The 17,230-nt window shown below is 58.1% G+C and carries 14 protein-coding genes; 3 read left to right on the top strand and 11 right to left on the bottom strand.

Features of this window, described 5'->3' with window-relative positions:
• Window positions 1-248 precede the first annotated feature (248 nt).
• Window positions 249-2,609: a TonB-dependent receptor gene (locus F0M18_RS02490; RefSeq protein ID WP_149609789.1), complete on the top strand. Its 2,361-nt coding sequence runs from the start codon at window positions 249-251 to the stop codon at window positions 2,607-2,609.
• An 18-nt stretch (window positions 2,610-2,627) separates the two neighbouring features.
• On the opposite strand, the gene F0M18_RS02495 is transcribed toward F0M18_RS02490, so the two are convergent.
• The 9 genes from F0M18_RS02495 to F0M18_RS02535 all read right to left on the bottom strand — a co-directional run bounded on the left by F0M18_RS02495 (window position 2,628) and on the right by F0M18_RS02535 (window position 10,793).
• Window positions 2,628-4,049, bottom strand: a complete 1,422-nt coding sequence (locus F0M18_RS02495) for an MFS transporter (RefSeq protein WP_149609790.1) — start codon at window positions 4,047-4,049, stop codon at window positions 2,628-2,630.
• Window positions 4,042-4,875, bottom strand: coding sequence for an SDR family oxidoreductase (locus F0M18_RS02500; protein ID WP_262500801.1), 834 nt, complete (start codon window positions 4,873-4,875; stop codon window positions 4,042-4,044). Before F0M18_RS02500 ends, F0M18_RS02495 begins: the two co-directional genes overlap by 8 nt.
• Complete coding sequence (locus F0M18_RS02505) at window positions 4,868-6,058, bottom strand: 3-hydroxyacyl-CoA dehydrogenase NAD-binding domain-containing protein (RefSeq protein ID WP_149609791.1); 1,191 nt, start codon at window positions 6,056-6,058, stop codon at window positions 4,868-4,870. The genes F0M18_RS02500 and F0M18_RS02505 overlap by 8 nt, the downstream gene beginning before the upstream one ends.
• Window positions 6,058-6,867: an acetoacetate decarboxylase family protein gene (locus F0M18_RS02510; protein ID WP_262500802.1), complete on the bottom strand. Its 810-nt coding sequence runs from the start codon at window positions 6,865-6,867 to the stop codon at window positions 6,058-6,060. The genes F0M18_RS02505 and F0M18_RS02510 overlap by 1 nt, the downstream gene beginning before the upstream one ends.
• A 123-nt stretch (window positions 6,868-6,990) precedes the next feature.
• Window positions 6,991-7,689 carry a Crp/Fnr family transcriptional regulator gene (locus tag F0M18_RS02515; RefSeq protein WP_149609792.1) on the bottom strand — a complete coding sequence of 233 codons (699 nt, stop codon included), beginning with the start codon at window positions 7,687-7,689 and terminating at the stop codon, window positions 6,991-6,993.
• A 118-nt stretch (window positions 7,690-7,807) separates the two neighbouring features.
• On the bottom strand, window positions 7,808-8,197 hold the full coding sequence (locus F0M18_RS02520; RefSeq protein WP_149609793.1) for a hypothetical protein: 390 nt from the start codon (window positions 8,195-8,197) through the stop codon (window positions 7,808-7,810).
• On the bottom strand, window positions 8,197-9,168 hold the full coding sequence (locus F0M18_RS02525; RefSeq protein ID WP_149609794.1) for an autotransporter outer membrane beta-barrel domain-containing protein: 972 nt from the start codon (window positions 9,166-9,168) through the stop codon (window positions 8,197-8,199). The genes F0M18_RS02520 and F0M18_RS02525 overlap by 1 nt, the downstream gene beginning before the upstream one ends.
• 87 nt (window positions 9,169-9,255) lie before the next feature.
• Window positions 9,256-9,969, bottom strand: coding sequence for an SDR family NAD(P)-dependent oxidoreductase (locus F0M18_RS02530; RefSeq protein WP_188109556.1), 714 nt, complete (start codon window positions 9,967-9,969; stop codon window positions 9,256-9,258).
• 161 nt (window positions 9,970-10,130) lie between these two features.
• A complete protein-coding gene (locus F0M18_RS02535) occupies window positions 10,131-10,793 on the bottom strand; it encodes a M15 family metallopeptidase (protein ID WP_188109557.1) in 663 nt (220 codons plus the stop codon).
• 65 nt (window positions 10,794-10,858) lie between these two features.
• On the opposite strand from F0M18_RS02535, the gene F0M18_RS02540 reads away from it, so the two are divergent.
• Both F0M18_RS02540 and F0M18_RS02545 read left to right on the top strand, forming a co-directional pair.
• Window positions 10,859-11,887 (top strand): S66 peptidase family protein, encoded by a 1,029-nt coding sequence (locus tag F0M18_RS02540; protein ID WP_223177887.1) that lies wholly within the window; start codon window positions 10,859-10,861, stop codon window positions 11,885-11,887.
• 102 nt (window positions 11,888-11,989) lie between these two features.
• Window positions 11,990-14,308 carry a TonB-dependent receptor gene (locus tag F0M18_RS02545; RefSeq protein ID WP_149609798.1) on the top strand — a complete coding sequence of 773 codons (2,319 nt, stop codon included), beginning with the start codon at window positions 11,990-11,992 and terminating at the stop codon, window positions 14,306-14,308.
• Between the two features lie 56 nt (window positions 14,309-14,364).
• Here F0M18_RS02545 and F0M18_RS02550 read toward each other — a convergent pair whose 3' ends face one another.
• Together F0M18_RS02550 and F0M18_RS02555 are read right to left on the bottom strand one after the other, a co-directional pair.
• Complete coding sequence (locus F0M18_RS02550) at window positions 14,365-15,939, bottom strand: tetratricopeptide repeat-containing sulfotransferase family protein (RefSeq protein ID WP_149609799.1); 1,575 nt, start codon at window positions 15,937-15,939, stop codon at window positions 14,365-14,367.
• A 2-nt stretch (window positions 15,940-15,941) separates the two neighbouring features.
• A complete protein-coding gene (locus F0M18_RS02555) occupies window positions 15,942-17,225 on the bottom strand; it encodes an amidohydrolase (protein WP_149610109.1) in 1,284 nt (427 codons plus the stop codon).
• Between the last annotated feature and the right edge of the window lie 5 nt (window positions 17,226-17,230).

Genomic DNA, 17,230 nt, shown 5'->3' on the forward strand with positions numbered 1-17,230 from the left:
AGCCTGGGTCGTCACCCGGTCCAGCCACAAAACCACCGCGCAGTTAAAGAAGTCAATCCGGCGACATGGCGATGCCGCCATCTCCTCCATGATTACCAAATGCAGCTCGCCATCAGCGGTGGTGAACAAAACCCGGCACTATTGCCCGGGCCACCCTGTCACTTGGGTGACAAGGAGGTTCAAGGCGTTGCAGATATATTCCATGTGTAAGGCAGAGTTACCAATAATCACTTAACAGGAATAACCGCATGAATACCAAACACAGAATCATGGCCGCAGCTGTTTGCGCAGCTACCACAAGTCTGCCAGTAGTCGCCGAATCGATGCTGGAAGAGGTTATCGTCACCGCGCAGAAGCGCGAAACAGGTTTGCAGGACACCTCCATCGCCATCACCGCACTCAGCGGAGACGCCCTGGACGATCTCAACATTACCAGCGCAGGCGACTACGAGGCCCTGGTACCTTCGCTGTCCGTGCGCGAAGAGCCGTCGAGGCTGTTTCTGCGCGGTATAGGTCGCGTTACCAACACACTGGGCACCGAACCGGGCATTGGCCTGTACCGGGATGGGATCTACTCTTCCGAGCTAAACGAGCTGAATCGCAGCACATCGCTCACCACGGAGCGCATAGAAGTACTACGTGGACCTCAGGGTACCCTGTTCGGTCGCAATACCAGCGGCGGCGCCATCAATATCATTTCCAAGCGACCCACGGAGAACTTTGAACACCAGGTACGCGGCACTATCGGGAATTACGATCGACTCGACTGGGGCGTGTCTTCATCCGGGCCAATTACCGATGCGCTGGGGTATCGCGTCTACGCCAAGCAGCAGACTCGCGACGGCTATATCGAAAATATCAGTGGCAAGGACATCTGGGACCAGGACAACCGCAGCTGGGGAGCGCAACTCAGCTGGGATGTCAGCGACACATTCAATATCTGGTTCAGCTATGCCAGCGATGAAACCGACGACTACCGCAATGGGCTGCTCGCAAATGGCACACTGATCACGCCCTATATCACTGATCAAGTCACCCAGGACGGGTTCTTCCTGAGCGAGCAGTTCGGTTGGGACAAGGAAAACCCAACACTGAAGGATCCTTACAAGGTAGATTACAACGATGCTTTACGCACCCGCGACTACCGCAGCAACAAGTATGCAACCCACCTGACCTGGGACCTCTCTTCGGTCACACTGAAGTACATTGGGAGTTACAGCGAAAACGACTGGGAGGCGGAAAACGGTGACTTCGGCTTTACCTCCAATCCCGATGTCCGCGGCCTGGAGTATTCCGGCCAGTTCCAGGATAGCCAGAGCCACGAAATTCAACTGTTGTCCGCAAGTGACGGCGCACTGCAATGGGTGGTCGGCTTCTACTACTACGAAAGCGACAAAGATCAGCCTTACATCGCCTCCACGCCAACAGCCGACCCGCTTGAGTACGCCATCCTGGTTGCGGACGCCACCAACCCTGCCGCGGAACTGTTCTTTAATCCGGGCAGGCGACAGGTGGACCAGTTTACCAGCCTCGAGACAGAGTCAAAGGCGGTCTACGCTGACGGGAACTACTCCTTCAATCCCGAGTGGAAGCTGACACTGGGCGTGCGATACACCGAGGATGAAAAGGACGGCTACGAGGCGCAGACCATTATTGCCGACCCCCGCGTCGCGTTCGTCGCACCGGGCGTCTCTGCCTACGATGCTTTGAAACCATTGTGGAACGCCTACGGTTTCCCCGAGAATTGCTGCGGCTTCCTGGATCGCGAGCAGGAAACATTTAACCGTCGTCTCAAGGATGACTGGAGCAATGTATCCGGACGCATGGTGCTCGATTACACGCCAAACGACGACATACTGTTGTATGCCAGCATCGCCAACGGTTACAAGGCGGGAGGATTCAATCTCGGACCGGTACAACCCGACGGCAGTTTTGACGAGGAAACCGTCCTCTCGTACGAGTTGGGATTCAAGGGCACATTCGCCGATGTCTTGCGCGTGAATGCTGCAGCGTTCTTCTACACCTACGATGACATGCAGGTGCAGACCAATACCATCATCAACGGCTTGCTGGTGGAGCAACTGGTGAATGCCGGTGAATCAGAGGTCAAGGGACTTGAGATTGAGGCGACCTGGCTGGCCACTGAGAATCTGACACTGATGGCAAACTACAGCTACCTGGACGGTGAATACACCGAATTTGATGGCCAGATTGATACCATTTCCGGCGATGGCCCGGGTGATGAGCAGGACTTGTCTGGCAACCCGCTGACACAGGCACCCAAGAACAAGGTCTACCTCAACGCGGCCTATGCAATTCCGACACAGTCAATCGGTGAGTTCGTCCTTTCCGGCGCATACTCCTGGGTCGATGAGCGCCAGTACGATGCCTTCAATACCGATGCTACATTGGGCGACAGCTACTACCGCGTTGACGCCATGGCTACCTGGTTCAGCCCTTCACAGGACCTGCGCGTCATTCTGGCGGGACGTAACCTGACGGAGGAAGAAACCTACATGAGCCTGGAGCGTCTCAACTCTGCAGGCGCTGTGGTCGGTTTCCCCAACGCACCGCGGACCTATAGCCTGGAGGTTCAATACAGCTTCTAGTCGCCAGGGCGAAGGGGATCAGGGTGCAGTTTTGGCCCCGATCCCCTCCATGATGTGCCGATGACGGGAGGCATTCATGGGATAGCGGTTGGAAATCAGTACCGTGGCTATAAAGAGCGTCAACATCATGGGCCCGGAGAAAATCGCCAGGTGCATTACAGCTTCAGGCGGGACGGTTTCTGGTGTCGCCTCACGTGGAAAGCGAATGACGTCAAGACCAATGCCCGCAAAGAAGCTGCCAAGACCATAGCTCGCCTTGGCGGCGAAGGAGCGCGCAGCAAAAAACAGGCCTTCTTCACGCCTGCCACTCTCCAACTCGTGCTCGTCGATACTGTCGGAGAGCATCGAGTCCAGCAGAATGATATAGCCAATGAAGAACACCTGGGATATCCCGTTCAAGCAGAAAATCAGCGCAAATTTGGTCGAGGCGCTCATCATCGGCAGGAGCCCACCGAAATACAGTATCTGCGGCGAAAATGCGAATACCCCCCCCAGAATGACGCAAGTGGCCAGTGCTCTTTTCTTGTCATATCGGCGTGACAGGTACTGCGCAACGGGCGAAGCAAACACAATACCGACCAACACAGAACTTGCCAGCCCGGCGAGGTGGCCAGGTTGGAACTCGAACACGTAGGTCGCGACATAGATCAGCAGGGTCTGGGTAATACCCGCCAGCGTACTGAATACAAGAACCGACAGGAACAGTATCCTGAATGAGTGAAGCCTTAGCGTGCGAAATACTTCGACAAACGCCCATAGGGCTGAGCCATCGCCAGGACGGCTCACCGGCCTGGTAAGGTACGGGATCGCCTTCCGAGTGCCGAAGGTCGAGACCAGCATTGCCAGAGTACCGGTCAAGGCGCAGAAAACACCAAAATGAGGATAACTCTCCCGATTGAGCATGCCGTTGCTGTATGCATCAGAAGGCGGGAAAAACACGGCAAAGCCGATGACGCTGGTCATGAGAATACCGGCGTAAGTGAAAAACACACGGTAGCCAATCAGCGACGTTCGCCCGTGATAATCCGTCACCAATTCCGCGCCAAGAGACAAATGAGGCACAAAAAACAGTGTCAGCGTGAGACGAACAGCGACCGCCCCACCGAGCATCCAGCAAAACAGTCCCATTTGAGAGAGTCCCTCAGGCGGGCTGAACAAGAGCACCATCGCCAGGCCAAATGGAATGGCACCTGCAAGCATGAACGGGTGCCGGCGGCCCCAGCGCGACCGGAAGCGGTCGGAAAGTTGCCCCACCATCGGGTCCGTTATTGCATCGACAACCAATGCCAGCAACGCTGCCATGCCCGCCAGGCTGCCGGGCAGGCCCAAAACCTGGTTGTAGTAGAAAAATAGAAAGGTGGTAAACGCAGACTGCTTTATGCCATCTGATAGCTGACCCACACCGTAGCTGAGCTTCCTGCCAAAACCGAGCTCAGTCATTGGTGGGAACGGTTGTGGCGGCGTGCTGATGGTTGACGCTGGTGCCCCCGTCAACCGGGATGACAGCGCCGTGCGTATAGGCACCCGCTCTTGAAGCCAGGTATACGGCAATACCCGCCATCTCTTCCGGCTCCCCTACCCTGCCGAGCAGACTGTTACCCTCAATCCGTTCGCGGGCAGACTCGAATACGTGAGCTGTCATACGGCTGGAAAAAAAGCCCGGTGCAACAGCGTTTACCGTGATCTGCCGCTGCCCGAGTTCGACCGCGAGGTGTCGTGTAAGATGGTGCACCGCTGCCTTGCTGGCAGTATAGGCATAGTTGCCGACACCGTGCACTGTAGGGATATGTAGCCCTTCCATAGAGCCGATATTGATGACCCTTGCGGGATCGCGATCAGTCGCCGCTCTCTCCAGCAATGGTGTCAGATCCCGTGTAAAGCAGAACATCGCCCCGACGTTGGTCTGCATCACCTTGTCGAAGGCACTTTGCGGGTAACTTTCGTATACATCACCCCAGGCGGTACCCGCATTGTTTACCAGGATGTTTAAACAGGCCTCTCGCTCGCCCAACCTGGCGAGAATTGACTTGCGGCCTATCTCACTCGTTACATCCCCGGGCAAGGCAACACAGTGGCCATAGGCACTGAGTGACTCCGCTGCCTCCTCACATGAGCCAGCATTGCGAGCGGTAATGTAGACCCTGGCCCCGGCCTGCAATAAGCCCTGGGCAATCATATAGCCTATGCCCCGCGAGCCGCCGGTGACCAGGGCCACCTTGCCAGTTAGCGAAAACAGGTAAGCGATATCCAGACTCTTTTCAGACATGGTGAAAACCTCCTGTCCTGGCGAATTCTGTCCCCAGATAATCCTTGACGCGTGCGGCAGCCACGTCACTGAATCTGGCGCCTGCTACTTCTCGCGAGAGCATCCGGCTGAATGCCTCGAACCCCATCGACGATAAAATCTCGAACGGGCCACTGTTAAGATAAGTACCTGCTTGCCAGGCCTGATCGACTTGTTCTGCATCCGCCACGCCTGCGGCTGCGATCAAAACAGCATTGCCGATCAGGGCGACCTCCAGCGCTGCCGCCAGATCTTCCAGCCCCCTCGCTTCGGAGAGAAACTCGGGGCGCTGGTAAGCAGGCTCCGGATAACGGTAAAAACCCCGACCGCTCTTCATGCCCAGATGGCCTTGCTTCATATAAGAACCAAGAAAATCCAGCGCCTGTTCTCGCAACGCGGGCAGGTAGTGGCTGCGCTCTTGCTGCTCCCAGGTATCGTGAATAAGGTTTATACCGAACAAATCGATCATGCCGAATGGCCCCATAACGGCACTGCGCGAGGTCATCCAGGCGCGGTCCACGTCTTCGACGGTCGCGCCCCCATCGAGCACCAGCGATTGAGCCACGCTCAGCACCGGGCCCAGCATGGCATTGAGCACGTAACCCGGATACTCCTTTTTCAACACCAGCGGCACGCCGCTGATACTGAGTACATAGCGCCTCAACAGTTCCACGCAGGCCGCGTCCGTGCGCGGACCGGGCACAATATCCACCAGCGGTGACCCGAGGTGTGAGTGTAGTGCTGCGAAACGCTCACCGTGCTGCAGCACGTCTTCAATCTGCGATACCTGCAAAATAGAAGAATTCGTCGTGATGAGCGTACGCGGCGAACACATGCTATCGAGTTTTGCGTGCACATCCCGCTTTATATCGAGTCGCTCAAACACTGATTCACTGACAAGGTCTGCATCGGCTACGGCCTGGGCCAGGTCCGGTTGGATCGTCACACGCGCGAGCGCCGCCGGGATCGCATCCTGCCCACAGTAACCACCGCCGACCAGCATTGCCGCAAACTCTTGATGGCGCTGGCCAACCCCTGCCAGTGTTTCGGGGTTCACATCCTGCAAGACCACGTCGTAACCCGAGATAGCTGCCGCGAGAGAGTTGTAACAACCCATGGTGCCGGCGCCTACATAGCAGACGGTATTGATCCCCGGTACGGTCATCAGTTGATCACCCGCGGCAATCTCTCAGCCACGACCAGATTGGTGCTGCCTTTTACCACCACAGCAGGTCGCCATTCCAGCACGGGGAGATCAGCCAGTGCATTAATTATGTGAAACTGCGTCGGATTCTGCTCCCAGGAAAGGTGTTGCCAGCGCGCCTCACCCTCACCTACCCAGGCATCGGTGATCCGATTCTCCGAGGGGAAGGTTGTGTACTCGTTAATGCTCTCGCCAAAACCGCCCACGCCGGGATAAAGCCGCCAGGCCATGGGATTGTCACGACCCAGCCTTGCGGCCGCATCGGCAGCAATTTCATCTTCGCTGGGGTCTCGCAAATTGCTGACGTCAAGATCAAGGAACTTGTGCCCAAAATGACTGGCGCTGGTGTGCCAATCACCGTGCAGGACCGTGTGATCCTGGATGTCAGCGTAGACTTTGGGTATGCCCTGTAGTTCACGCCCAGTGAGTATGGGATCCGTCAGGTTTTCCCACATGACCAGTGCATAGTCGCCGGAAAGTGTCTCTTGCTCGCCAATGAAATCAGCAGCTGCGCTGACCGCAACAAGGTTGTAGCCGTTACCAGCCAACCAATCGACCTGGCGATTGCACGCATAAGTGATGGTGACCACTGCCTCCTCAGCCACACGAAACGGTGACGGCAGATAGCGCCCCAACTGCTCACGGTCAGTCACGAAGGAGACCACCATACTGGTGACATCCCTGTACCACCCTGATGCTTTTGTCGAAAAAGGTCGTGGGCCAAAATGCGCAGGCATCATGTAGCTCGCCCTGGGGTCAAGTTCAAACATTGCGCTCACCGCTGTCTGTTTATCGGTTAAGCCAGCAAACACTCGCCGCCAGGCGATTGGGCTGACTATCGATGAAGAGACTAGCAGTCGAAATGAAAACCCACCTGTCACCAAGGTGACTGCCTACTCAAACAGGCTTATTTCCCCCTCCAGGTTTTCGATACTGGGAATCAGTAGATATTCATCGCGGGTAATTACAATGCCGCGCTCGCTCCATTCGCGAAATACCTTGTTGACTCTTTGACGGGACCCGAGTGAGAGTCGGGCAAACTCACTCTGGCTAATCTTGATGTCCAGCAGCAACCCCTCCGCCGTGTCTTTACCATGATCGCGGGCAAAGTCGAGCAGGCGCCCCGCCACCCTGGACCGCAGCGGGTAGAAAAGAATGCCTGCCATCAGGACATGCAAGCCACGCAACATCTCCTGGTTGTGGTAAAACAGGTTGCGATACATCACTGGGTGTTCATCACCGACCGCCAGCACAACCTCACGTGGCAACACCAGCAAGCGCGAGGACTCAATTACACGAGCGTCGATCACGCGCTGCTGATCACCCATCAGGGCCGGCAAACCCAACCATGTACCCTGCTCGTGGTCTACCAGCGCAAATTCCTGGCCATTCGGGCTGGAAATCGAAACCCTCACTCGCCCCGACAAGAGACAGCAGATCTCTCGAGTGGGCAAGCCCTGCTCGTAGATATAGCTGAGAACCGGCAATTCCCGAATTACCGCGGCCGCCGCCAACTGGTCCAGGGCGGACCCTGGCAGGCCCTGGAACCAGGATCCACTTTCGATAACTTGCCTGGGATTGATATCTTGCATGTACTAAGCCTATGTAACTTTTATCGAAAATCAAACGGCGACTGGTAACGCAGGTAGAACCGCCATGCAGCCTGGGCGAGCGCAGCGGCGACTTGCGCAAGCTGCACAGTAACCACGCTCACTTCGCGGACGACGACTCACAAACGGGCGACATCGGTTCGCTGCGCTCTGCCCACAACCCGTTGGCGCGGCTCCATCGATACAGCACCAGGGGCTCGGGGCTGCTGTGATCCACGATTTCATAGACCCGCCCGCTAACCGCGTCCCATTCAAAACGGCAGTTGAAATGTGCACTGTAGGTCCGGTACTGCACATGCACCACATGGCGCCCTGGGGGCAGGTGCAGACGGTAGGGATCTTCAGGTGCCTCGCCATCGAGTTGAAGAATGCGTTGCGAACTCAGCAGCAATGCGCGGTCACTGTCGGAACGGGCAAGATGGGGCTGCACACAGCCCTGCAACAAGGTCAGCGCAAGCAACAGCAGGTACCTGGCAACATGCACGCGCATCAGAAGGTAATCCCCACTGAGAAGCCGTCCACGCCATCGCCGAACAGGTAACCGACCTTGAACCCCACAAAGCGCATACCGAACCAGTTCAATGGCCGGATATTGATTTCGTAATCGATGCCGACACCGAGCTCGTGATAGGCGTTGAATCCCAGGGCACGCTCATCCAGATCGAAAAATTCGGTATGAATGGCATAGGCATTCCAGCGCCAGGGCTTGCCCCGGGTAGACTGCGGCAAGGCGTCACTGTAACGGAAGCGGAGCAACAGGGTGTTGTTCCAACCCCAGGTTTCCAGCCCTGCGTCCGAGGCATTGAAGGTGTCTGTATAGGCGAGGTTATAGTGGCCCTTGATTTCCACGCGGCGGGTTCCCTGCCAGCGATCGTATTCTGCCACCAGGCTCGCGGTAGTCGTCAATGCGTCAACGCTACTGTCGCGATAGATCTCGGGCAAGTTGATCTCATCCGGCCCCTGGATACGGGTATTCGTCTCCAGTCGAGAGCCTGCAACAGAAAGGTACGGTCGCACAGTGAGGTGTTGGCTGACCGGCAGATTGAAACCGGCGCTTCCCCGCAGCGAGATGATACTGCGCTCGACGTTCAGCCTGAGCCGGCGCCCACCTACACCGAGTGCCTCCAGTTCGTCATCCAGTGCGCCATAGGCAAGCGCGCCACCCCAGTAAAAATCGGCGACCGTGTCCTTGAGCGTGTAGTCTCCCGCGACCTCCAGGCCACCACGCAGCAGATCCGATTCGCGGTTGCGCTGGTCAACCCGAAGGGTGGCACCGCCCAGTCCGGGCCCGGTGGTAACGTTGACGAAGGCAATCATTGACTCGCGAATATTCTCCGCCGTGATCACCTGGAGATCGTCAGTATCCACTTCCAGCGCCAGCACTTTGCAGGACAACAGACAGACCAGCACCGACAGATAGCGGCGCAGCAGCACGTTACTCCGTTGCGTTCCAGGCTTCATTCCCAGCGTAATGCCGTGGGTCCTGTTGGCTGATAACGTGACCGCGACAGGCATTCAGCACCGGAGGGCCGGGCGACCTGCCAAAGCCTAGCCTGAGACATCAATCCGACCGCCATTTTCAAACGGTTGCGTCAGCACGGCAAAAACGTTGTTGGCAACAATGCCCGGATCGACCAACGCATTGTGCGCCTTGAAATCCCTGAACATGTTTACCTGACTCAACTCTGCCGCACTGGATTCCCGAATATCCGCCTGCATCCCGGTATCCATGATGCCCGGATTCAGGTTGGCGCACTCAATGGGAAACGGCAACCGCGCCTGTTCCAGCGCCATCGACCTGATGAAGTGTTCAACACCCGCCTTGGTTGCGCAGTACAGGCTGGAACCATCCATCGCAGACACCGCCAGGCCCGAGGAGACAAACCCGGCGACTTTCCGGCATTCCACCCCCTGGAAATGCCTTTGCAGGCAGCCCAGTATGGAAATGGGCAGGGTGAAGTTGATATCCATATGCCGCCACCAGGCCTCAGGTTCACTGCCGGACAAGGGCCCCAGCGGATCAACCACGGCAGCATTGAGAATCAGGTGCACTTCATCCCACGACCGGGTTTTCTGTTCTGCAAACACCTCGTCAATGGCGCCGATGGCGGCTTCGCGCGAGCCGAGATCCACCGCAACATGGCCTTCACCCTCGCCGCTGCGCGAGAACTCGATCACCTGGAAATTTTCATTCAGGTATTTTTTCAGCAGGGCCGCGCCCAGGCCACGACTTCCCCCAACCAGTAAACACAGTTTCTGCATGATCATTCTCCAACAGCTGCCAGTGGGTGAGAATACAGGCAGCCTGATCCGCGAATAAACACTTTTCTGCGCTCAAGACACAGCCCAACGCCCGCGGCAGAACGCTTCGAGCCAACATCAAAACTGGTGAGTCTATGCCGACAGGCTTTGCCCTTAAGTCACTACCTGACGGGCATATCCAGGTAAGTGTCCGGCATCGGCTCATTGCGCAGCGTGTAATGCCACCACTCCTGGGCATAATTTTGAAAGCCGTGCCGCTCCATTAGATCTCGCAGCAGGAGACGATTAAGCCTCGCCGCTGCCGATACCGCCGGGCTCTCAGTCCAGGAAAGTGGATCAAAATAATCCCAGGGTGTACCCATATCCACAAGTTCGCCGTCGGCGCGGGCGAGCGTCAGGTCAATAGTGCTGCCTCGAGAGTGGCCGGATTTCTCAGCGATATAGCCCTCCGGCACCAGCGCGGATTTTGCCACGTTGGGATAATATTCCGCCCGGCTCGCCGCGTCGTCTGGCAGAGTTGTCCAGCGCATAAAATGATCCACTGCGCGCTGCGGACGGTAACAGTCAAACACCACAAGGCGCAGGCCCAGCTCACTGGCATCCTGCGCGACGCGGGCCAGCGCCGCTGCGGCAGGCTCAGTCAGCAGGCAACGCGGCGCATCGTAACCGTCTACGCGGGTGCCGGTGAAGTTGTCATGACTGGCGTAGCGAATACGCACATCCAGTCCGGGCAAGGTGATGCCCACATCTATGAGTGGGGACTGCTCTACGCCATTAGTCGCGAGGGCGACAGCAAGCAACAGCAGGGGCAAACGTGAAGTCATGGCGTTCATCTGGTTTACTGTATCGTGAGTCACGGGCTTTCACAAAATCGGTGGACAAAATGCAAATGAATCGCAGGCAACTGATCCAGTGGGCAGGTGCTACAGCTGCCCTCGCCTCTCTACCCGCTACCACTTTTGCCGCACAGGATCACCTCAAACCAGCACGCCTGCGTGCGGGCGATGCGGTCGCCCTGGTGGCCCCGGCCACGGTCAACTATGATCGCTTGCGCGTGCAGCTTGCGGTGGAAACACTGGAGGCGATGGGATTACAAGTCGATGTTGGCAAGCACGTGCTGGATCGATTCGGCTACCTCGCCGGGACGGATGCCGACAGGGCTGCGGACCTGAACCGTGCATTTGCCGACCCCGATATCAAAGCCATCTTTCCCCTAACCGGAGGCTGGGGCGCGAGCCGCTTGCTGCCCCTGCTCGATTACCGCAGTATCGCCCGCAACCCCAAAATCCTGCTGGGATACTCGGACATCACCAGTCTGCTCAACGGTATCCACGCCCGCACCGGCCTGGTCACCTTCCACGGCCCGAATGCCTGGTCGGAGTGGAACGAGTTTAGCTACCGCTCAATGCATCAACTGCTGTTTGAGGCCGAGCCACTCGCCTACAACAACCCGCAGGACAGGGGCGTTGACCTGGTCGCCAAGGACAATCGCACCCGCACCATCAACGGCGGCCTGGCCAGTGGAAAATTGATCGGGGGCAACCTCACCCTCGTCGCAGCGCTGCTGGGAACACCCTACCTGCCCGCCTTTGACGGCCGCATCCTGTTTCTTGAGGACGTGGGCGAGGCCATCTACCGCGTCGACAGAATGCTCACGCAACTGGCGCTGGCGGGCCAGCTTCAGCGGCTGGCAGGTATCGTTTTCGGACAGTTCACCGGTGTGGCTCCGCAACCCGGGTTGGGCAATTTCTCACTGATGGATATCCTGCGCCAGCACTGTGAGCCGCTGGGTGTACCTTGCTACTACGGCGCCATGTTCGGCCACGTGAACCACAACAGCACCCTGCCCGTGGGCATCTCGGCCACGATGGACGCCACTGCCGGCACCCTGGTTCTCAATGAGCCCGCCGTGACCTGAACAACCTATCGCCATACGCGATAGTTTTTAACTTTACCTAACATAGATGGGGCAGTAGTTTGCCAAAGCTACAACCACTGTTCTGCTTGGGGTCTCACCGCTATGTTCCAGAAAAGGAAGATTTGTCTCGCCGTTACTACTGCCGTCCTGCTGCCTACGCCGGTTTTGGTCAATGCCCAGGAGGGCGCGCTTGAGGAGGTGATCGTCACCGCCAGCCGCCGCGCCGAAAGCGTGCAGGACATCCCTTTTAACGTGTCGGCATTGTCCCAGGAAGACCTGATCGAGGCCGGCATCACCCGACCTGAAGACCTGGCCAAGCGCATTGCCGGCGTCAGTGTGATCGATGGCGGCGCCCGTTTCCGCAATTCCCTGAGCATCCGTGGTATCGGCGCCCCGGGCGCGAGTTCCAGCGACTTCTTCACCACCGAGGCCACCTCCTACTACGTCGGTGAGACCCCGATGGAGAATCTCAACCTGCGGATCAAGGATGTTGAGCGCATGGAAGTACTGCGCGGTCCGCAGGGCACGCTCTATGGCGGCGGCGCCATGGGCGGCACCGTACGCTACATACTCAATCGCCCGGATCCCGACGCTTTTGGGGCAAAAGTGGCCACCAATCTCTACGACATCGACGGCGCCGACAGTGTCAGCAGCGACACTGAATTCATGCTGAACATCCCTATAGGCGACAATTTTGCCTTGAGAGCCGTCGGCAACTACCTGGACCAGAAAGGCTTTATCGACTACGTCACCTTCCCGGACAAGCTTGCCTCGGGCGCCCTGCCGGAGATCAGCGAAGATAACTACAACACCGAAGAAACCTGGATGGGCCGCGTTGCCGCCCGCTGGCTGATCAATGACAGCTGGGATGCGGAACTCGCCTACATTGCCCAGGATCAGGAAAGTTATGGCCGCCAGGCCTTTTCGGGGCCGTCAACGGATGTATTTGGCGACCCTATTGAATCCGATTTTGTCGATGAGGACACACACACCGGTTTCAACGACGAATCCTCGCAACGCGATATCAAGCTGGTGAGCTTCGACCTGCGTGGTTCACTGGATTTCGCCGACCTCACTTTCCACGCCTCCCACTATGAAGACGACTACGACACCGAGGGTGACGTCACGCGTTTCCTTGAAGGCCTCTATGTCGGCTTCTACCCTGAATTCGATGATTTCAACGCCTGGAATGAGAACGAAATCACCACCGAGACAGACACCGTAGAGCTGCGCCTGCAGTCGACCGGCGAGACCTTCGACTGGGTCGTGGGTACGTTCTATACCCAGCAGGACCGCGAATGGAACCTGCTGGAGTACACCCCCGGCCTGAACGAATTCTTCTGGGGTGAAGGCACCAGTGTGCCGCCAAACGATTTCAACCTGGAATCAGAGGGTGACTATTCGCAGCTGGCCTTCTACGCCGAGGGCACATGGCACGCCACCGACAACCTCGATGTCACCCTCGGCATACGCCATTTCGACATGGAAGACGAAATCGATATGTTTATCTGGTACCCGATTTATGAGGGCCTGGATGACTTCGACGACCGCAGTGACCCCTGCCTGACAGACCCGGATTCCATCTGTTTCTCCGACAGTTCGAAGGGCGACTTTGACGACCAGTTCTACAAGCTCAACCTCTCCTATACCTTCTCCGACGACGTGCTGACCTACTTCACCTATTCGGAAGGTTTCCGCCGCGGCGGCGCGAACGCCGCTTCAGGCGGCCAGGCCAGCGACTCCGAAGCAGTTGAAAAGCTGTTTGAGGAAGCGCGTTTCTACCAGCCCGACAGCCTGAATAACTACGAAATCGGTGTGAAATCGACCCTGATGGATGGCCGCATGACCCTCAACGGCGCGGTCTACTACATTGAGTGGGAAGACATGCAGATCATCGTCGGCAGTGTCGACGACGATCAGGGTAACTCCATTTCCCTGCCGATTGACCAGCGCGTCAATGCCGGCGATGCAGAGAGCATCGGCGCTGAAGTGGAACTGTCGGCCATGTTGGGTGAAACCCTGCGTCTCGATGCCTCCGCCTCGTACAACAAAATTGAGGCCGATGGCGACAACGCTTACTTCGAAGACGGCGAAGCCATCTACGGCAAGCCCGAGTGGCAGGCCAGCCTGGCGCTGAATGGCGATTACCAGTTGAACAACGGGCTGCAGTGGGGCTGGTATGCCGCCGTGGCCTATCGCGACGATGTCGCTACCGGTAACGACTTCCTGTCTGAGCTCTCCAGCTATACCCTGTTGGACGCAGCACTGTCCCTCTATGGCAGCAACTGGACCGCTTCGCTGTATGGTGACAATTTGACTGATGAAGACTACGAGACTTCGGTCTCATCGGCCGAGTTCCGCAATCGCATCTACACCGGCAGGCCCCGTACGCTGGGAATTCGACTGTCCTACGATTTCTAGAAAGCGGAGTACAGCAAGTTTTCTTGCGGCCGCAACTGCGGCCCTTTTTTTGCCTCTCAGATTTCCACGCCTGCGGCGACCAGCACATCCCGCATCGGCTGCAACTGCTGTTCGTAACAACGCCACTTCTGCACCGAGCTGGTATACACCGGCTGGCGCACCTGCGCAGTGCTGGCTGTGCCCACCGCCTGTTTGAGGCGATGGTACTGCAGGCAATCCTCCTGCCAGTCCAGCTCGAGAAAATCCATTACCCGGCGCGCCTCGTTCTCGGTATCCGACACCAGCTGTTCATAGGACACCCGACAGATACGCCCGGGGAAACAGCTTTCCCAGTGCGCCATCAGGTCACGATACAGCAGGTAATAGCCAGCCATTTCCTCCTGGGTATAGGAGTAGGGGCAGGCATTGCGCCCAAACAATTGCTTGTAATTGGAATAGCAGGTGTCCATGGGGTGGCGCGTCATGTGCAGTATTTTCGCCTGCGGCAGTGCCAGTGCGATCGCGCCGAGATAGAGAAAATTGTTGGGCATCTTGTCGATAAAACGCATCGAGTGGCCTGTGCGCGGTCGTGTACTGGCGACGTAGTCGTCACCGAGCCGCGCAAAATCCAGCTGCGCACCGCATGCCATGGTCGCCAGCGGGGTCACCCGCTCAAGCTGCGACCGTGCCTGGGCTACCCACGCGGCAAAAAAGTTCTGCAGTTCTCCCGCCGCGAACACCTCGGTGTGGGCCCCGACAATCTGCTCGAGTAAAGTCGTACCGGTGCGCGGCATACCGAGGATGAAAATGGGTTCACCGTTATCCGATGCCGCGGTTTCCCGCTGGCAGAAGGCCGGACTGAAGGTGTCCTGTAAGGTAGTGAACAGCCGGCGATCCTGCTCCAGGTCGTACTTGAGCCGGCGGCGCTTGTTGGCCATACCGGCCTGCAGGTACTCGAAGCTCTGCGCATACTCACCGAGGTCTTCCAGCTCCTTGGCCAGGGCCAGATTCAGGTGCAAGCCGCCGTCGGGGTGAGACGCATAACGCTGCAGTTGCGCTCGCAACAAGGCGATATTGTTGTCTGCGGCTGTCTGCTTTTTCATCTGTGACAGCGACCAATAACTGAGAAACCGGGTCGGCTCCAGACGCAGGGCCTCGCGGTAAACGGCCTCGGACTCAGCGATTTCGTGGCAGAAATTCAACATACCTGCGAGGTTGAAAAGGTTGCGCGCACTGTCCGGTCGCAGCTCGCGAACCCGGCGAAACATCCGCACCGCCTCCTGGTACTCATGTAATTGCCCGTAGACGACACCGATGGCGTCCCATACCTCGGCATTGTCCGACGCAAGAGTCTCCGCTTGCCTGGCCGTTTCCAGCGCGTCACGATGGCGGCCCTGGCCGATAAGACAGCGGCCCAGCAGCGAGAGACTTTCCGCATGCTGTGCATCGATCGCCAGAGCCTTCCGCAATGGGGTTTCAGCCTGTTGCGGTTTGCGCAGCCGCATAAGGCAGTAGCCCTCCCAGTAGTGAGCTGCCGGATTGCCTGGCTCTGCTGCAGCGTACTTGCGTGCAGATAACAGGGCCGCGTCAAACTGCTTGAGCTTGACTCGTTGCTGCAATTGCCGCAGGTGACGCTCAGCAGACCCCGTCATGATCAGCGACTGCGTTTTTCCAGGTAGGCATAGGCCAGCTCCACCAGGGCCGCGACACCGGTACGCATCGCGGCATCATCAATAACAAAGCGCGGTGAGTGATTGGCTGGGACCTTGTCCAGACCCGGCGGCGCGATACCCAGGTAGAAGTAGAAACCGGGGATACGCTCGGCGAAGAAACTGAAATCTTCGGCACCAGTCACGGGCGGATAGGTATAGACGCGGTCTTCACCAAAGCGCTGTTTGAGTACCGCCACCATCTCCGCAGTGAGCGCGTCGTCGTTAACCGTGACAGGGTAGCCCTCCTCCGTGTCGATATGCACTTCCGCCTCGGCACCGGCCGAGGACGCTATCGCACTGACGGTGCGACGGATGTGCTGGTGAATTTGCGTGCGTACCTCCGGGTCCAGGGTGCGAATGGTGCCGCGCATAACCACTTCGTCGGGGATCACGTTGCCCCGGTTGCCACCGTGAATGGAACCGATGGTAATGACCGCCGGCGAGGTCACCAGGTCAGTCTGTCGACTGACCACGGTTTGCAGGCCCATGACGATCTGCGCCGCGGCGACGATGGGATCAACACCCAGCCAGGGGCTGGCGCCGTGCACGCCCTCGCCCCTGACCGTTATGGTCAGTGGGTCAGAGCTGGCCAGGGCCGCGCCTGGCGTATAGGTAATGTGCCCCGACGGGTCAGGCGCCACGTGCAAACCGATGATCGCCTCCGGCGCGGGGTTTTCCAGCACGCCCTCCTGCACCATCTGGTAGGCGCCGCCAGTCTCTCCCGGGGGCACGCCCTCTTCCGCCGGCTGGAAAATCAACACCACTGTACCCGGTAGTTCATCGCGCAACTCAGCAAACAGCGTCGCAGCGCCCATCAGCATGGCGACATGGGCGTCGTGACCGCAGGCATGCATCACCCCCACGGTCTCACCCGCCCACTGCGCCGTTGCGGTGGAGGCATAGGGCAGGCCGGTCTTCTCGGTCACCGGCAAGGCATCCATATCGGCGCGCAGCGCAATCACGGGGCCGGATTTTCCGCCCCGCAGCACGCCCACAACACCGGTGTGGGCCACACCCGTGCGCACTTCGTAGCCGAGAGTCTTGAGGTGCTCCGCGACAATGCCAGCAGTGCGAAACTCTCGGTTACCCAACTCGGGATGCCGGTGAAAGTCATGGCGCCAGTCAATGACCTGTTGCTCGATCGCCAGCGCCCGTTCTGCGATCTGTGGCGACGGGTCTGCACTGACCGTACCAACAAAAAGCGCCAGGCAAAGCAGCAGTATCATCTTGT

Origin of the sequence: Pseudohalioglobus sediminis, from assembly GCF_008370495.1 — a bacterium.
In the GTDB taxonomy this organism is placed as follows: domain Bacteria; phylum Pseudomonadota; class Gammaproteobacteria; order Pseudomonadales; family Halieaceae; genus Halioglobus.

Bases quoted from the DNA above. Each gene is read 5' to 3' on its own strand.
- F0M18_RS02490 (WP_149609789.1), top strand. From the start codon at position 249: ATGAATACCAAACACAGAATCATGGCCGCAGCTGTTTGCGCAGCTACC.
- F0M18_RS02495 (WP_149609790.1), bottom strand. From the start codon at position 4,049: ATGACTGAGCTCGGTTTTGGCAGGAAGCTCAGCTACGGTGTGGGTCAG.
- F0M18_RS02500 (WP_262500801.1), bottom strand. From the start codon at position 4,875: ATGTCTGAAAAGAGTCTGGATATCGCTTACCTGTTTTCGCTAACTGGC.
- F0M18_RS02505 (WP_149609791.1), bottom strand. From the start codon at position 6,058: ATGACCGTACCGGGGATCAATACCGTCTGCTATGTAGGCGCCGGCACC.
- F0M18_RS02510 (WP_262500802.1), bottom strand. From the start codon at position 6,867: ATGTTTGAACTTGACCCCAGGGCGAGCTACATGATGCCTGCGCATTTT.
- F0M18_RS02515 (WP_149609792.1), bottom strand. From the start codon at position 7,689: ATGCAAGATATCAATCCCAGGCAAGTTATCGAAAGTGGATCCTGGTTC.
- F0M18_RS02520 (WP_149609793.1), bottom strand. From the start codon at position 8,197: ATGCGCGTGCATGTTGCCAGGTACCTGCTGTTGCTTGCGCTGACCTTG.
- F0M18_RS02525 (WP_149609794.1), bottom strand. From the start codon at position 9,168: ATGAAGCCTGGAACGCAACGGAGTAACGTGCTGCTGCGCCGCTATCTG.
- F0M18_RS02530 (WP_188109556.1), bottom strand. From the start codon at position 9,969: ATGCAGAAACTGTGTTTACTGGTTGGGGGAAGTCGTGGCCTGGGCGCG.
- F0M18_RS02535 (WP_188109557.1), bottom strand. From the start codon at position 10,793: ATGACTTCACGTTTGCCCCTGCTGTTGCTTGCTGTCGCCCTCGCGACT.
- F0M18_RS02540 (WP_223177887.1), top strand. From the start codon at position 10,859: ATGAATCGCAGGCAACTGATCCAGTGGGCAGGTGCTACAGCTGCCCTC.
- F0M18_RS02545 (WP_149609798.1), top strand. From the start codon at position 11,990: ATGTTCCAGAAAAGGAAGATTTGTCTCGCCGTTACTACTGCCGTCCTG.
- F0M18_RS02550 (WP_149609799.1), bottom strand. From the start codon at position 15,939: ATGACGGGGTCTGCTGAGCGTCACCTGCGGCAATTGCAGCAACGAGTC.
- F0M18_RS02555 (WP_149610109.1), bottom strand. From the start codon at position 17,225: ATGATACTGCTGCTTTGCCTGGCGCTTTTTGTTGGTACGGTCAGTGCA.